The organism is Rhodopseudomonas palustris (assembly GCF_003226555.1).
Taxonomy (GTDB): Bacteria; Pseudomonadota; Alphaproteobacteria; order Rhizobiales; family Xanthobacteraceae; genus Rhodopseudomonas; species Rhodopseudomonas palustris_I.
Genome location: NZ_QKQS01000023.1, coordinates 1,257,653 through 1,272,193, shown reverse-complemented (window position 1 = coordinate 1,272,193; position 14,541 = coordinate 1,257,653). Strand labels below are relative to the sequence as shown.

The window sequence follows — 14,541 nt, the reverse complement described above, 5'->3', positions numbered from 1 at the left end:
CGTCACGCCTCCTGCTTGCGCAGCGCCAAGATCGCACCGATCAGATAGACCAGACCGAAGCCGAACAGCACCACGAGATTCGGCGCCAACATCCAGAACCCCATGCCCTTGGTGAAGGCGCCGATACTGACTTCCTGAAACCAGGCTGCGGGAAAAGCCTCACCGAACAGGCGCCCGGTCTGCGACAGCGACGATACCGGCACCAACAGTCCGGAGAAATTGACCGCGGGAATGATCGAGATGATCGCGACGATGAAGATGGCGGCGATCTGGGTGCGCAGGAACGAGGAGAACAGCACCCCGAGCGCGGTGGTGGAGAACACGTAGAGCAGCGCACCGCCGATCAGCGCCAAGGCTGATCCCCGCACCGGCACGCCGAAAACCACCATAGCGCCGAGCAGCAAGAGCACGAAGCTCAAGAAAGACAGCAGCGCATAGGGGATCTGCTTGCCGAGCAGGAATTCCGTCGCGGTCACCGGCGTCGAACGAAAATTGGTGATTGAGCCGACCTCCTTCTCGCGGACCACGCCGACCGCGGTCAGCATCGCCGGGATCAACATCAGGATCAGCGTGATCACGCCCGGGATGATCGAATACACACTCTTGAACGCCTGATTGTAGCGAAACCTGGTCTCGATATTGATCGGCGGAGTCGGCGACGCCATTGCATGCCGCCGATACTGCTCAGCCAGATAGGCCTGCGACAAGCCGGTGACGTAGGAGCGCACGGTTTCGGCGCGGAATGGCATCGAACCGTCGATCCACACCGCCACTTCAGGCGATTTGCCGGTGAGCAGGTCGCGACCAAAGCCGTGCGGCACTTCGATCGCCAGCTTCAATTCACCGCTGGCGAGGCGCCGGTCGACTTCCGCCGCCGATTTGATGTCGGGCGCCTGCTTGAAGTAGCGCGAGCCGGAGAAGCTCTCGAGCAGTTCTCGGCTCTCCAGCGTGTTGTCCTGGTCGTACACCGCGTAGGTCAGGTTCTCGACGTCGAACGAGATGCCGAAGCCGAACGTCATCATCAGCACCAGCGGACCGAGAATCGCAAAGGCGAGCCGTAGCCGGTCCCGCAGGATCTCCATGGTCTCGCGGCGGGCGTATGCCCACAGCCGCGCCGGATCGAACCGCCGCCGAGGAGCGGCGACCTCGCGCGGGGCTACAAAGCTGGTCTCCTCGCCGTCGCGCGACGCGCCGGTCGCGTCTTCGAGGTAAGCGATGAAGGTCTGTTCGAGATCGGCGGCGCCGCGACGCTCGACCAGTTCGTGCGGCGCGCCGACCGCCAGCACCTTGCCGGCGTGCATCAGCGAGATCCGGTCGCAGCGCTCGGCCTCGTTCATGAAATGGGTCGAGATGAAGATGGTGACGCCGTCGTCGCGCGACAGCGCGATCAGCATCCGCCAGAACGAATCCCGCGCCACTGGGTCGACGCCGGAGGTCGGCTCGTCGAGGATCAGCACCTCGGGGCGATGGATCACCGCGACCGCGAGCTGCAGTCGCTGACGCAGGCCGAGCGGCAGGCTGTCGGGCCGGGAATCGGCGGCGTCCGCGAGATCGAACCGCGTCAGCATTTCGGCGACGCGACCCGGAATCTGGGCGCTCGGCAGCTCGAACAATTGCGCGTGCAGCAGCAGGTTCTGCCGCACCGTCAGTTCCGAATACAGCGAGAAGCTCTGCGACATGTAGCCGACGCGCTTGCGGGTCGCCATGTCGGAGGCATCGAGCACCTCGCCGAACAACCGCGCTTCGCCTTCGCTCGGCGTCAAGAGCCCCGTCAGCATCTTCATCGTGGTCGACTTGCCGCAGCCATTGGAGCCGAGGAAGCCGAAGATCTCGCCGCGTTTGATCTGGAAGTTGACGTGGTCGACCGCGGTGAAATCGCCGAACCGGCAAGTCAGGTTCTCGGCTTCGATCGCGTAGCCGTCGTCACTGTCCGGCAGTGGCGGCAGCACCACTTCGGCGTAGTCGGCGCGCATCTCGGCCGGCAGCAGCGCAATGAAAGCGGCGTCGAGGGTCGGCTGCTTGGTCTGTGCCCGCAGCTCGGCCGGCGTGCCGGCACCGATGATCTTGCCGTCGTTGAGGGCGGCGAGCCAATCGAATCGCTCCGCCTCTTCCATATAGGCGGTGGCGACCAGCACGCTCATCTGCGGCCGGCGACCGCGGATGCGATCGATGAGCTCCCAGAACTGCCGGCGCGACAGCGGATCGACGCCGGTGGTCGGCTCGTCGAGGATCAACAGGTCCGGATCGTGGATCAGCGCGCAGCACAGCGACAGCTTCTGCTTCATGCCGCCGGACAGTTTGCCGGCGGGCCGGTCGCCGAATGGCGACAGCCCAGTGGCGCGCAGCAGCTCGGCGATGCGTGCTTTACGCTCGGCCGTGCCCTGGCCGAACAGTCGGCCGAAGAAGTCGAGATTCTCGAACACCGACAGCGTCGGATAGAGATTACGTCCGAGGCCTTGCGGCATATAGGCGATCCGCGCCGCGCTTGCGGCGCGGTGGCGGGCGTCGCGCATGTCGCCGTCCAGTGCCAGCACGTCGCCGCTCTGGATCCGGCGCACGCCCGAGATCAGCGCCAGCATCGTCGATTTGCCGACGCCGTCCGGTCCAATCAGGCCGACCATCTTGCCGGCGGGCAGTTCCAAGGTGACATCGTCCAGCGCATGTGTTGCGCCATAGACGTGAGTGACATGCGTGAGACGCGCGGCAAAGCCGTTCATTGCGGCAGCTTGACCTTGAGGTTATCCGGCCACGGCTTGTCGTTGTCGGTGCGCAAGTAAGCCATGCCGCGCACGCCGGTCTTCACCTCGCGCTCGTATTTGCGCAGCAGGTCCGGCGGCAGCGTCAGCTTGACGCGGAACATCAGCTTCTCGCGCTCGTCCTTGGTCTCGACCGCCTTCGGCGTGAACTGCGCCTCGCTGGCCACGAAGGTGACCTTCGCCGGCACCACATATTGCGGGATCGCGTCCAGAATCAGCCGGGCATCGGAGCCGTAAGCCAAAGCGGCGGCGACGCTCGCCGGCACGAACACGGTCATATAGACGTCGGTGAGATCGACCAGCGTCAGCACGCGCGAGCCTGCACCGAGCACCTCGCCGGCCTGCGCCAACTTGTATTGAATCCGGCCACGGCGCGGCGCCTTCAGCTGCATGTCGTCGAGCACGGTCTTGATCCGCGCCACCTCGGCCCGGGCAGCATCGATCGCGGCGGCCGCATCGCTGAGGCTGGCCTTCGCAGCAATCAGCGCCGCATCGGCGACGTTCTGCGCGGCCTGGCGCTGGTCGCGGATTTCCGCAGTGGAGAAGCCTTTTTCGAACAACGCCTCGGCGCGGCCGAGCTGCTGTGCGGCCAGCTTCTGCTCGCTCTCGCGTTGCAGCACCATCGCCTCGGCCACCGCCTTGCTTTGCACCGCACGGCGCTCCTGCGCCTCGGCGGCGAGGAGCTGAGCCTGAATGTCGGAGACGTCCATCTTCACCAGAAGCTGGCCCTTCTCGACTTCGTCACCCTCCTTCACCAGGACTTCGGCGATCCGGCCGGCCAGCTTGGTGGCGATCTCGACCTGCTCGGACTCGAGCCGGCCGTTGGCCGAGGCGAAGCCCGCGGGCAGCCGCTTCGGCATCAGCTTCTGGATCAGCTTGTCGAATTTGTCGTCGGCGTGGGCCGGGAGCGGCCCGACCAAAATGCCGGCCCCAAGGCAGAGGGCGCTGAACAGCCGGACACCGCGGCGGGTCGGGTGGAAGTTCGTCATCATACGGCTCCGGAAATCACGGACAAACCAGTGAGCGCCCCCGCCTCAGCTATCCCTCCGTTCGGCCCAGGCCAATTCCGCATTGAACCGAGATTGCCTGCGCAGCCTGTTTGCGGTATTGAACACAATTGTTCAAATCAGATCAAGTGTGTCCAAGGAACGTGTCCAGCCCGGCGCAGCGGCAGATCTATCTGGCGGCGATGCAATTATTCGCCGAGCGCGGCCTGACGCAGATCAGCGTCACCGACCTGGCCCAGGCTGCAGGTGTCGCTCGAGGGACAGTTTACAATAATCTCGGCGACCTCACCGGCCTGTTCGACCTCGTGGTTAGCAATCTGGCAACCGAACTGAATCCTCGGCTGACCCTGGCCCTGGAGGATTGCCATGAGCCGGTGCGGCGGCTCGCCACCTGGATGCGGCTGCTGATCCGTCACGCCCACGAAGAGCCGCGACTCGGCCGGTTCGTCTGCCGGTTCGGTATGAGCCCGACGACGCTGCGGGTGGTATGGGACGGACGGCCGCTCGACGACCTCGCAACCGGGCTTGCGCAGCGCGGCCACCACCTCGGTCCGGCGCAGATCGCCTCGGCTGCCAATTTCATCTCGGGCGCGATGCTCGGCGCCATCTTCACCATCCTCGATGGCCACCGCACCTGGTCAGAAGCGGCGGCAGAAACGGTGGAATGGGTCCTGGTCGGCCTCGGCGTCTCGCGTGAGGAAGCGCGGAACCTGGCGGTCGGCGATCTGCCGCCGCTGCCCGAGTGATCACAGCGCCGAGACGAAACGCCACGCAGCGTTGAACTTACCGCCCCCGGGTCTTATGGCTGGGCGATGCAGATCGACCTCGCCAACGTCCCGCCGCTGATGACCCGGTTCCGCCCCGCTCCAGCGCCGGGCAAGCCCGCGCCGTTTCTGCCCATGAGCCGGGCCGAGATGGACAAGCTCGGCTGGGATGCGTGCGACATCGTCTTGGTGACCGGCGACGCTTACGTCGACCATCCGAGCTTCGGCATGGCGATCATCGGCCGCCTCTTGGAGTCGCAGGGCTTCCGCGTCGGCATCATCTCGCAGCCGGATTGGCAGTCGGCCGAGCCGTTCCGCGCGCTCGGCAAGCCGCGCGTGTTCTTCGGCGTCACCGGCGGCAACATGGACTCGATGGTCAATCGCTACACGGCGGACCGCCGGCTGCGCCACGACGACGCCTACACGCCGAACGGCGAAGGCGGCAGGCGGCCGGACCGCTGCACGCTGGTCTACGCCCAGCGCTGCCGCGAGGCGTTCAAGGACGTGCCGATCATCCTCGGCGGCATCGAAGCCTCGCTGCGGCGGATCGCGCACTACGACTACTGGTCCGACAAGGTACGCCGCTCGGTGCTGGCCGACGCCAAGGCCGATCTGTTGCTCTATGGCAATGCCGAGCGCGCCGTGGTCGAGGTCGCTCATCGCTTGGCTGCCGGCGAGGCACCGCGCGAACTCGACGACATTCGCGGCGTCGCGCTGTTCCGCCGCGTGCCCGAGAACTACACGGAACTACACGCCGACGATCTCGACGCTGCCGACGAAGGCGCGCGCCAAGAGCGCGGCGACGTGGTGATCCGGCTGCCGAGCTGCGAACAGGTCGAGCAGGACAAGGAAGCCTATGCCCGCGCCTCGCGCGTACTGCACCGGGAGAGCAATCCGGGCAACGCGCGGCCGCTGGTGCAGCGCCATGGCGATCGCGACCTGTGGCTCAATCCGCCGCCGATCCCGCTGACCACCGAGGAAATGGACTCGGTCTACGACCTACCCTACGCCCGCGCGCCGCATCCGACTTACGGCAGCGCCAAGATCCCGGCGTGGGACATGATCAAGACCTCGGTGACGATCATGCGCGGCTGCTTCGGCGGCTGCACCTTCTGCTCGATCACCGAGCACGAGGGCCGCATCATCCAGAGCCGCTCGGAAGCCTCGATCCTGCAGGAGATCGAGAAGATCCGCGACACGACGCCGGGCTTCACGGGCGTGATCTCAGATATCGGCGGCCCGACCGCCAACATGTACCGGATGGCCTGCAAGGACCCGAAGGTCGAAGCCGCCTGCCGGCGGCCGTCCTGCGTATTTCCCGACATCTGCCCGAACCTGAATACGTCACACGACGACCTGATCCGGCTGTATCGCAAGGTCCGCGAGGTCAAGGGCGTCAAGAAGGTGATGGTGGCGTCCGGGGTGCGCTACGACCTCGCGGTGAAGAGCCCGGCCTATATCAAGGAGCTGGTGAGCCATCACGTCGGCGGTTACTTGAAGATCGCGCCCGAACACACCGAGCGCGGCCCGCTCGACAAGATGATGAAGCCGGGCATCGGCGCCTATCACCGCTTCAAGCAGATGTTCGAGGCCGCCGCCAAAGAGGCCGGCAAGCAGTACTATCTGATCCCGTATTTCATCGCGGCGCATCCGGGCACGACCGACGAGGATATGATGAACCTCGCGCTGTGGCTGAAGCGCAATCGCTACCGCGCCGACCAGGTGCAGACCTTCCTGCCGTCGCCAATGGCGACCGCGACCGCGATGTATCACAGCGGCGTCAACCCGCTGCGCGGCGTCCGCCACGGCGCCAGCGAGCCGGTCGAGGCGATCAAGGGCCTGCGGCAGCGCCGGCTGCACAAGGCGTTCCTGCGCTATCACGATCCGGACAACTGGCCGGTGCTGCGCGACGCGTTGAAAGCGATGGGCCGCGCCGATCTGATCGGCTCACGGCCCGATCAGCTTGTGCCGGCGCACCAGCCGCCCGGCACCGGCAAGGCGGCGGGTACCCGCCGCCCGCTACGCGGCGACGGGCCGAAGCCGCAACGCTTCACCACCAAGGGTGTGCGGCTGGCTAAGTAACCGTCGCCGTCGCGACCGCGGGCTTACGTCAGCAGTCCGCGCTTGCCTTCCTTCCAGCGCGCGAACTCGGTCTGCAGCACCGAGACGTGCTCGTCCTCTTCGGCGGCGAGCTCGCGATACAGCTGACGCTCGACCGAACCGTCCGGCGTCTCGCCGACCCGGGTCTTGAAGAACGAGGCGGCGCGCCGCTCGAACTCGATCGCGGCTTCGAACAGCGTGGTCGGATCGCCGATCTGCCCTTTGACGCCGGCCATGATCGCCGCAGTGCCGAGGTGGAAACCCTCGGTCGCCTGCGGAATCGCCACGTGATAGCGGTTGGCCAGCGTGGTCATGTGTTCCTCTTCCATCTCGGCGAAGCTGAGGAACAGTTCCTGCAACGTCGGATCGGAGGTTTCCTTGGCAGCGCGCGCATAGAACGCGCGTCCCCCGAGCTCGATCTCGAACGCGGTGCGGATCGCCGCCAGCCCGGCCTCGTCGCTGACGCCGGCGCGGTCGAGCGGCTGCAGCTTGCCGCCGCAATGCGGGCACATGCCGTAGGGAAAGGCAAAGCCTTCGCTGACCTTGGCGCAGTCGTCGCAGCGCCATTGCAGCTCGGAGCCGGCGCAGCAGATGTACTCCTCCGGGCCTTCCAGCGGCTGGTGACACTTCGGGCAATGCGCCACGCCATCCTCCTCGATCGGCGGCGCCAGCTTGCCGGCGACGAAGTCGTCGGCGTCCTGCGCCGTAATGGGCCATTTGGTCTTGTTCAGCCGCAGCCAGGCGGCGATCGACTTCGCGGCGCGGCGACCCGCGCTCATCGCCAGGATCACGGTCGCACCGCCGGTGACGATGTCGCCGCCGGCGAACACGCCCGGCATGTTGGTCGACTGGGTGTCGTCGTCGGCCGCAATGTTGCCCCACTTGTTGAGCTCGAGACCCGGCGTCGCCTGACCGATGATCGGATTGGGCTTGGTGCCGAGCGCGTAGATCACCGTGTCGCATTCCAGCTCGATGAACTCATCCAGCGGCACCGGCTTGCGGCGGCCGCGCTCGTCGGCCTCGCCGAGCTCCATCTTCTGCAGCCGCACCGCACGCACGTCGCCGCTCGCGGTGACGAGAATCTCCACCGGCGAGTGCAGGAAGAAGAAATCGACGCCCTCCTCCTTGGCGTGACGGATCTCCTCGATCCGAGCCGGCGCCTCGGCCTCCGAGCGGCGATAGACGCAGCGCACCGTCTCGGCGCCGACACGGCGGGCGACGCGGAGGCAGTCCATCGCGGTGTTGCCGGCGCCGATCACGATCACGCTGTTGCCGACGCTGACCGGCGTGTCGAGATACGGGAAGCGGTCGCCGCCCATCAGGTTGATGCGGGTGAGGAATTCGTTGGCCGAGTACACCCGTCCGGCGAACTCACCGGGGATGCCCAGGAAGGTCGGCGCGCCGGCGCCGGCCGCGACGAATACCGCGTCGAAGCCGCGGCCGTTCATCAACTGCTCGATGGTGAAGGTCTTGCCGACGACCTTGTTGGTTTCGAACTTGACGCCGATGTCCTTCAGCCGCTGAATTTCTCGGTCGATGATGTCGCGCGGCAGCCGGAACGACGGGATGCCGTATTGCAGCACGCCGCCGAGCACGTGCAGTGCCTCGTACACCGTGGTCTCGACATTGTAGCGGGTGAGATCGGCGGCTGCGGCCAGGCCCGCGGGGCCGGAGCCGACGATCGCGACCTTGCCGATCGTCTTGGACAGATCGATCGGCTTGCTCTTCGGCGCCCGCGCATTGTCGCCGATGAAGCGCTCGAGCCGGCCGATCGCGACCGGCTCGTGCTTCTTGTACTTGCGGATGATGCACTGGGCTTCGCACTGGGTCTCCTGGGGACAGACGCGGCCGCAGATCGATGGGAAGATGCTCGACTGGTAGATCGTCTCCAGCGCCGCGTCGAAATCGCGGAACAGGATGTTGCGGATGAACACCGGAATGTCGATCCCGACCGGGCAGCCCGCCACGCAGGTCGGCGTGATGCACTGGATGCAGCGCTCGGCCTCCTGCAGCGCTTCCTCGACCGAATAGCCGAGATTGACTTCCTTGAAGTTGGTGGCGCGCTCGTGGGCGTCGCGCTCCGGCATCGGCGTCTGGTGCGGCGGCAGCGTCGCCAGCTTCTTGTAGTTGCGCTTGCCCTCGACGATCAGCTGCTTTTCGAGATTGCAGACATGGGCGAAGTGTTCGTTCGCCTTGTCTTCCTCGGTCTTGAACCGCTTCTGGCGGGCGTGCAGTTCGTGGAAGTCGACCTTGTGGCCGTCGAAATCCGGGCCGTCGACGCACGCGAATTTGACTTCGCCACCGACCGTGACGCGGCACGAGCCGCACATGCCGGTGCCGTCGACCATGATCGTATTCAGCGACACCATGGTCTTGACGCCGTGCGGGCGGGTGGTCTCGACGCAGGCGTGCATCATCGGCATCGGACCGATCGCCACCACCTTGTCCGGCTTCTGCTGCGTGATCACCCGCTCCAGCGCCGCGGTGACGAGGCCGGGTTCGCCGTAGCTGCCGTCGTCGGTGCAGATGATCAGCTCGTCGGCGAATTCGCGAAACTTGTCTTCCCAGAACACCAGATCCTTGGTGCGGAAACCCATGATCGCGGTGGTGCGCGCGCCGGACTGCTTGAACGCCCGAAGCTGCGGGAAGATCGGCGCGACGCCGAGGCCGCCACCGACGAACACGACGTGATCGACCTTGTCGATATGCTGCGGCAGGCCGAGCGGACCGACGAAGTCTTCGAACGCCTCGCCTTCCTTGAACTTGTCGCGCATCTCGCGCGTGGTCTTGCCGAGCGCCTGGACGACGACCGTCACCAGCCCCTTGTCGCGATCGAAGTCGGCGACGGTGAGCGGAATGCGCTCGGCGCCGTCGTAGAGACGGAGCATCACGAAATGGCCGGGCTCGGCAGAAGCGGCGATATCCGGCGCCTCGACGTCCCACAAGAAGGTCGCGTCCGAGAACTGCTCGCGTCGCACAATACGATACATGATGTCAGCACAGATTGGTTCGAGGCCGGCAGGCGGCATCGAGATGACGGGAAAGCGGCTCAAAATAGCCAAGGAGCGCCAAATTGATTTGACCTCGGTCATGTCCGGTCGAACGTCGCACGCCGATCACGGAGAAATGTCCGTTGACGACCCGTTCGCGACGCGCGCGCATGGCGGACATGCGAAGGCCACCCGGCTTGCGGCGGGCGGCCTTCGACAAAGGTCTAATGAGTTTGGTAGTGCTAAACTAATCGAACATCTCAGCCATCGCTCGTCGCGGCCTGCAGCATCGGCAGGACGTCAGCGCGCACTCTCCGGCGTATCCGGGCGGCCTGCCATACAGATTAGCGTCGCCTGTCCGATCGCGACCAGCGAGCGCCCTTCGGCGGCGTCGGCGAACACTTCGAGCTGACAGATCGTCAGCGTCTTGCCCGACTTCACCACCTTGCCGACTGCTTCCAGCGCGTCGCCGCGCGCCGGGTTCAAGAGATTGATCTTGAACTCGACGGTGAGAACCGAACTGTCCTCCGGAAACATCGTATAGGCGGCGTAGCCTCCGGCCGAATCCGCGATCGCCGACGTGCCACCGGCGTGGAAGTAACCGTGCTGCTGCGACAGCTCCGGCCGGAACGGCATCCGGATCGTCACCAGCCCCCGCCGCACCTCGTGAATCGCTGCACCGAGATGCCGCATCAATCCCTGACGGCCGAAGCTGTCGCGGATCCGTCGCTCCAGTGCCGGATCGACCGCGGCTCCAATCTTGCCCTTCATCGTGTCCCCCAATTCGTCTTGTCTGTTTGCTCTGCGGCCGAGTCTAACGGGCGGCGACCCTGGGGCCTGAGTGAAAAACTGCCGCACCATGCTGAGAAATTCTTGTCGTCGCCCGAGCCGAACTCATTCTCGCCTGATGAAATCTCAGCAGCGCCGCCGCTGTCGCCGTGCCAAGTCTGGCACAGCGCGCGCAGAACGACGGACAGCGCGATGGAGACCAGGATGCTGACGGCGCTCGCGCTCTACACTTTCGTGATGTGCATCACGCCGGGACCTAACAATCTGATGCTGACCACTTCCGGGCTGACCTTCGGGATGGCGCGGACCTGTCCCCACATCCTCGGCATTGCGTTCGGCGCCGCGACGCAATTGATCGCGGTCGGCGCCGGCCTCGGCGCTGTGTTCGCCCTCGAACCGCGGCTGCAGATCGTACTGAAACTGATCGGCACCCTGTATCTGCTCTGGCTCGCCGGCAAATTGTGGCGCGCAGCGGAGCTACGCGGCACGGCGCTGGCGGCGCCGATCACCTTCTTTCAGGCTGCGGCGTTCCAATTCGTCAACCCGAAGGCCTGGCTGATCGCCGTCACAGTGATCGCCGCCTTCGTGACTCCCGGCGACGGTTATGCGCTCCGGATCGCCTTGGTCTGCGCGGTGTTCGCGATCGTCGGCACACCCTGCATTGCGGTGTGGGCGGCGTTCGGTGCCGGCTTGCGCCGGATCCTGCACGATCCGGCGAAATTGCTCTTCATAAACCGAACCATGGCGGCCCTTTCGGCCATCACAGCAGGAATGTTCTGGCTATGACACGTCTGTCTCGCAGCGACCTCGAGCATCACGCGACGACCTGGATCGAGGCCTGGAATCGTCACGACGTCGGCGCGGTGATCAAACCGTTCGCAACCGACGCGGTGTTCGTCAGCCCGCGCGCCGCGACGGTGACCGGCGACGCCACCGTGCGCGGCCGCGACGCGCTCCACGCCTATTGGATCAAGGCGCTCGACGCGGTGCCGGACCTCGTCTTCAAATTCGAATCCGCAGTCTGCGACGAAGCCGCACAGACCGTGCTGGTCCACTACGTGTCGCACGCCGGTGGGCGCACGCTGCGCGCCTGCGAATTGATGCGGTTCGAGAACGGCCGGCAGGTTTACGGCGAGGCATTCTACGGCGCCGACGTGTCGCAGGCGTCGACATGAGCGCGGTCGAAGCAGCGACCATCCGCCCCGCCGACTGCAGAGGAACTGCATGATGACCGTCTACGCCATTGCCCAGATCACGATCCACGACAGGCCCCGTTACGAGCGTTACGCCGCGCGGTTCCTGCCGACGCTGCAGCCCTATGGCGGGCGGCTGCTCGCCGCCGACGAGAAGCCGCAGCCGGTGGAAGGATCGCTGACCTGCCAGAAAGTGATCCTGTTGGCGTTTCCCGACGAGGCGGCGTTTCGGGCGTGGGAGGCCTCGCCCGACTACGAGACCATCGCGGTCGACCGCCGCGCCGCGACCACTGGTCACGTCGTGCTGGTGCAAGGGCTCGGCTGACGCGCGGCGGCGAGCGGGCCGTCATCGCCGCGAGGCGGGCGTCGACACGACCGGCTTGGCCGCCTCGCTCATCATCCAGGCGCGGACATTCCTGATCCGGCGGTCACGCTCCAGCGCTGGCGGGTAGCACAGATAGTAGCCGGCATTGGCCGGGACGTGATGATCGAGGATCGGCACCAGCCGGTCCGCCGCGATGTCGCAGGCTGCGACCTCGATCCCGGCAAAGGTGATGCCCGCCCCGTCGATCGCTGCCTTCAGGCCGAGCCCGGACGTATCGACGATCGTGATCGCCGCCGGCTTGATCGGCCCGCCCGGCAGACTGGCGTTCCAGCGATTGAAATTCTCCTGCCGGTGCTGCGACAGAAACAGATTCGCGCGCGCGATCGCCTTGCGCATCTCGGCTTCGTCACGCCACGGCCAATCGGCCGGCCGCCCGAGCAGCGCGACGTTCTCGTCGAACAGCAGCTCGGAGCGGACGCCCGGCCACGATCCGCCGCCCTGCCGAACCGCCGCATCGGCCACACCGGCGCCGAGGTCGACTACCGATTGGGTGGTCGAGATCAACAGTTCAAATCCGGCCCGCGCGAACGGATAGGAGGTCAGGCGCGGCGACAGCCAATGCACCGCGAAAGTCGGTAGCATCGACAGCCGCAACGGCCCGAGCTTGCGATCGTTCTTCAGTCGCCCGACCGCGCCGGTGATGCGGGCAAAGCCGGCGCTGAGCTCCGGAGACAGCAGCCTGCCGGTCTCCGTCAGTTCCAACCGCGGCCCGACCCGGCGCATCAGTTCGACGCCCAGCAGCTCCTCGAGAATCCGAAGTTGATGGCTGACCGCCGACGGCGTCACGCCGATCTCGGCCGCCGCCATCTTGATCGACATGTGGCGCGCCGCCGCCTCGAACGCCCGAAGCGCATTCAGCGGCACACCGAGCCGCATCGCCTCATTGGGGCCATGCGCCTCCCGATCGGCAACGACCGTATCGGTGCCGACGACCGGCTCGCCGCGATCCGGCGCAACCGATCTCAGCGTAGCGTGACGTTTGCTCAATCGCGCCGCGCCGCGCTTGGGCGACAACGCGGCGGCGACTGACAGCGGCGCTGCCATGGCAGCGCTCGGTTCGGGGCATGCGCAATCTGATCGATTCTCGTTTCTGTCCACTTTCGATCTCCCGGGCCTGATCCTAGTGGACGTGACACTTTGCGCAAAATATAAAGCGTCACATTACACTCTGAGGCAAGTGCATGCGTCTGCAGTCTCCCTGGCATCCGCGGTTGGCCGAAGGCGCCGAGTCGCCGTGCGACCGGCTGGTCTCGGCGTTGTCCGAGGACATCGGAATCGGCCGCCTGGAGGTCGGCGCCCGGCTTCCGGCGCATCGCGACCTCGCCTGGAAGCTCGGCATCGGCCTCGGCACGGTCACCAAAGCGTATGGAATTCTGGAGCGGCGAGGTCTGGTCCGCTCGGTCACCGGGCGCGGCACCTTCGTGGCGGTGACCGAATCCCGCACCGGCGACGTCATCGACCTGTCGCGCAATGCCCCGCCTTCGGCGGTGAGCGAGCGGCTGATCGCACGGTCGCTGACCGCGATCGCCAAGCGCGTCGATGCCGACGTGTTCAACGCCTATCCGCCGGTGATCGGCCACATCCGGTTTCGCAGCGAGTTGGCGCGGTGGTTTCGCCGGCTCGGGATGGACGCCGACCCGGCGCATCTGCTGCTGACCAACGGCGCCCAGCATGCGCTCGCCGTCAGCCTGTCGACGCTGTGCGGCCCGGCCGGCACGCTGTTCGTCGAGCAGCAGACCTATCCGGGTATCATCGGCCTCGCCCGGCATCTCGGCGTGACGCTCAGCCCCGTCGCAATGGACCAGGAAGGCATGCTGCCGGAGGCGCTCGACCGCGAGTTGACGACGCAGCAGCTCCGCCCCGCCGCCGTCTACCTGACGCCGACGATGCAGAACCCGACCACCGGTTCGATGAGCAAAAGCCGGCGCGAGGCGATCGCTAAGGTCTGCCGCCGCCACGACATCGTGGTGATCGAAGACGACGTCTACGCGCTGCGTCCCGACCCGGACTATCCGCCGATCGCGACTCTGGCGCCCGATCGGGTGTTCTACATCAACAGCCTGTCGAAGACGTTGAACCCGGCGCTAAGGATCGGCGGCCTGGTGGTGCCGGCCGCCTGGTTCGCCCGCGCCGAGGCGGCGCTGCATGCCAGCGGGCTGATGATCAGTCCGCTGAGCTGCTCGGTGATGGAGCAATGGCTGCTGGACGGCACCGCCGACGCGGTGAGCGTCGCGATCCAGGAAGAGGCCCGACGTCGCCGGATCGTCGCGGCCGAACTGCTCGGCGCCGCGATGCATCACCCCGCTCACATCGGCTATCACGTTTGGCTGCCGCTTTCGCCCGCCGACGCCGAAGCAGTCGACGCCGCCACCAAGGCGCTCGGCATTCTGGTGACGCCGCCGTCTTCGACCTCGGTGGGCGGCATCAGCGCCGGTATTCGTCTCTGCATCGGCGCGCCGCCGCGGGCGGATCTCGAAAAAGCACTCGGCGCGATCAAGTCGATCATCGCGCGAATCGCCGCTCGCAGCGACGATACCTCGTCGGCGCTCCGCTAAGA

At 66.1% G+C, this 14,541-nt stretch carries 11 protein-coding genes; 6 read left to right on the top strand and 5 right to left on the bottom strand.

Features of this window, described 5'->3' with window-relative positions; all coding sequences use genetic code 11:
• Positions 1–2: 2 nt before the first annotated feature.
• Both rbbA and DNX69_RS18415 read right to left on the bottom strand, forming a co-directional pair.
• Complete coding sequence (gene rbbA, locus DNX69_RS18420) at positions 3–2,717, bottom strand: ribosome-associated ATPase/putative transporter RbbA (protein ID WP_110787357.1); 2,715 nt, start codon at positions 2,715–2,717, stop codon at positions 3–5.
• Positions 2,714–3,745 (bottom strand): HlyD family secretion protein, encoded by a 1,032-nt coding sequence (locus DNX69_RS18415; protein WP_110787705.1) that lies wholly within the window; start codon positions 3,743–3,745, stop codon positions 2,714–2,716. The genes rbbA and DNX69_RS18415 overlap by 4 nt, the downstream gene beginning before the upstream one ends.
• A gap of 161 nt (positions 3,746–3,906) precedes the next feature.
• On the opposite strand from DNX69_RS18415, the gene DNX69_RS18410 reads away from it, so the two are divergent.
• Positions 3,907–4,509, top strand: a complete 603-nt coding sequence (locus DNX69_RS18410; RefSeq protein WP_234827001.1) for a TetR/AcrR family transcriptional regulator — start codon at positions 3,907–3,909, stop codon at positions 4,507–4,509.
• Between the two features lie 66 nt (positions 4,510–4,575).
• Positions 4,576–6,609 carry a YgiQ family radical SAM protein gene (locus DNX69_RS18405; protein WP_207803160.1) on the top strand — a complete coding sequence of 678 codons (2,034 nt, stop codon included), beginning with the start codon at positions 4,576–4,578 and terminating at the stop codon, positions 6,607–6,609.
• A 23-nt stretch (positions 6,610–6,632) separates the two neighbouring features.
• Here DNX69_RS18405 and gltA read toward each other — a convergent pair whose 3' ends face one another.
• Complete coding sequence (gene gltA / locus DNX69_RS18400; RefSeq protein ID WP_110787702.1) at positions 6,633–9,617, bottom strand: NADPH-dependent glutamate synthase; 2,985 nt, start codon at positions 9,615–9,617, stop codon at positions 6,633–6,635.
• Positions 9,618–9,917: 300 nt separating this feature from the next.
• Complete coding sequence (locus tag DNX69_RS18395) at positions 9,918–10,388, bottom strand: PaaI family thioesterase (RefSeq protein ID WP_110787356.1); 471 nt, start codon at positions 10,386–10,388, stop codon at positions 9,918–9,920.
• A gap of 222 nt (positions 10,389–10,610) precedes the next feature.
• On the opposite strand from DNX69_RS18395, the gene DNX69_RS18390 reads away from it, so the two are divergent.
• The 3 genes from DNX69_RS18390 to DNX69_RS18380 are packed head-to-tail and all read left to right on the top strand — an operon-like array spanning position 10,611 to position 11,924.
• Positions 10,611–11,192, top strand: coding sequence for a LysE family translocator (locus DNX69_RS18390; protein WP_234827000.1), 582 nt, complete (start codon positions 10,611–10,613; stop codon positions 11,190–11,192).
• Entirely contained in the window at positions 11,189–11,581 is a 393-nt protein-coding gene (locus tag DNX69_RS18385) for a nuclear transport factor 2 family protein (protein WP_110787354.1), read from the top strand. Before DNX69_RS18390 ends, DNX69_RS18385 begins: the two co-directional genes overlap by 4 nt.
• Positions 11,582–11,633: 52 nt before the next feature.
• Positions 11,634–11,924, top strand: a complete 291-nt coding sequence (locus DNX69_RS18380; protein ID WP_110787701.1) for a DUF1330 domain-containing protein — start codon at positions 11,634–11,636, stop codon at positions 11,922–11,924.
• 21 nt (positions 11,925–11,945) lie between these two features.
• Here DNX69_RS18380 and DNX69_RS18375 read toward each other — a convergent pair whose 3' ends face one another.
• Positions 11,946–13,028 (bottom strand): LysR family transcriptional regulator, encoded by a 1,083-nt coding sequence (locus tag DNX69_RS18375; protein ID WP_234826999.1) that lies wholly within the window; start codon positions 13,026–13,028, stop codon positions 11,946–11,948.
• A 137-nt stretch (positions 13,029–13,165) separates the two neighbouring features.
• On the opposite strand from DNX69_RS18375, the gene DNX69_RS18370 reads away from it, so the two are divergent.
• Positions 13,166–14,539, top strand: coding sequence for a PLP-dependent aminotransferase family protein (locus tag DNX69_RS18370; protein WP_110787353.1), 1,374 nt, complete (start codon positions 13,166–13,168; stop codon positions 14,537–14,539).
• Positions 14,540–14,541 lie beyond the last annotated feature (2 nt).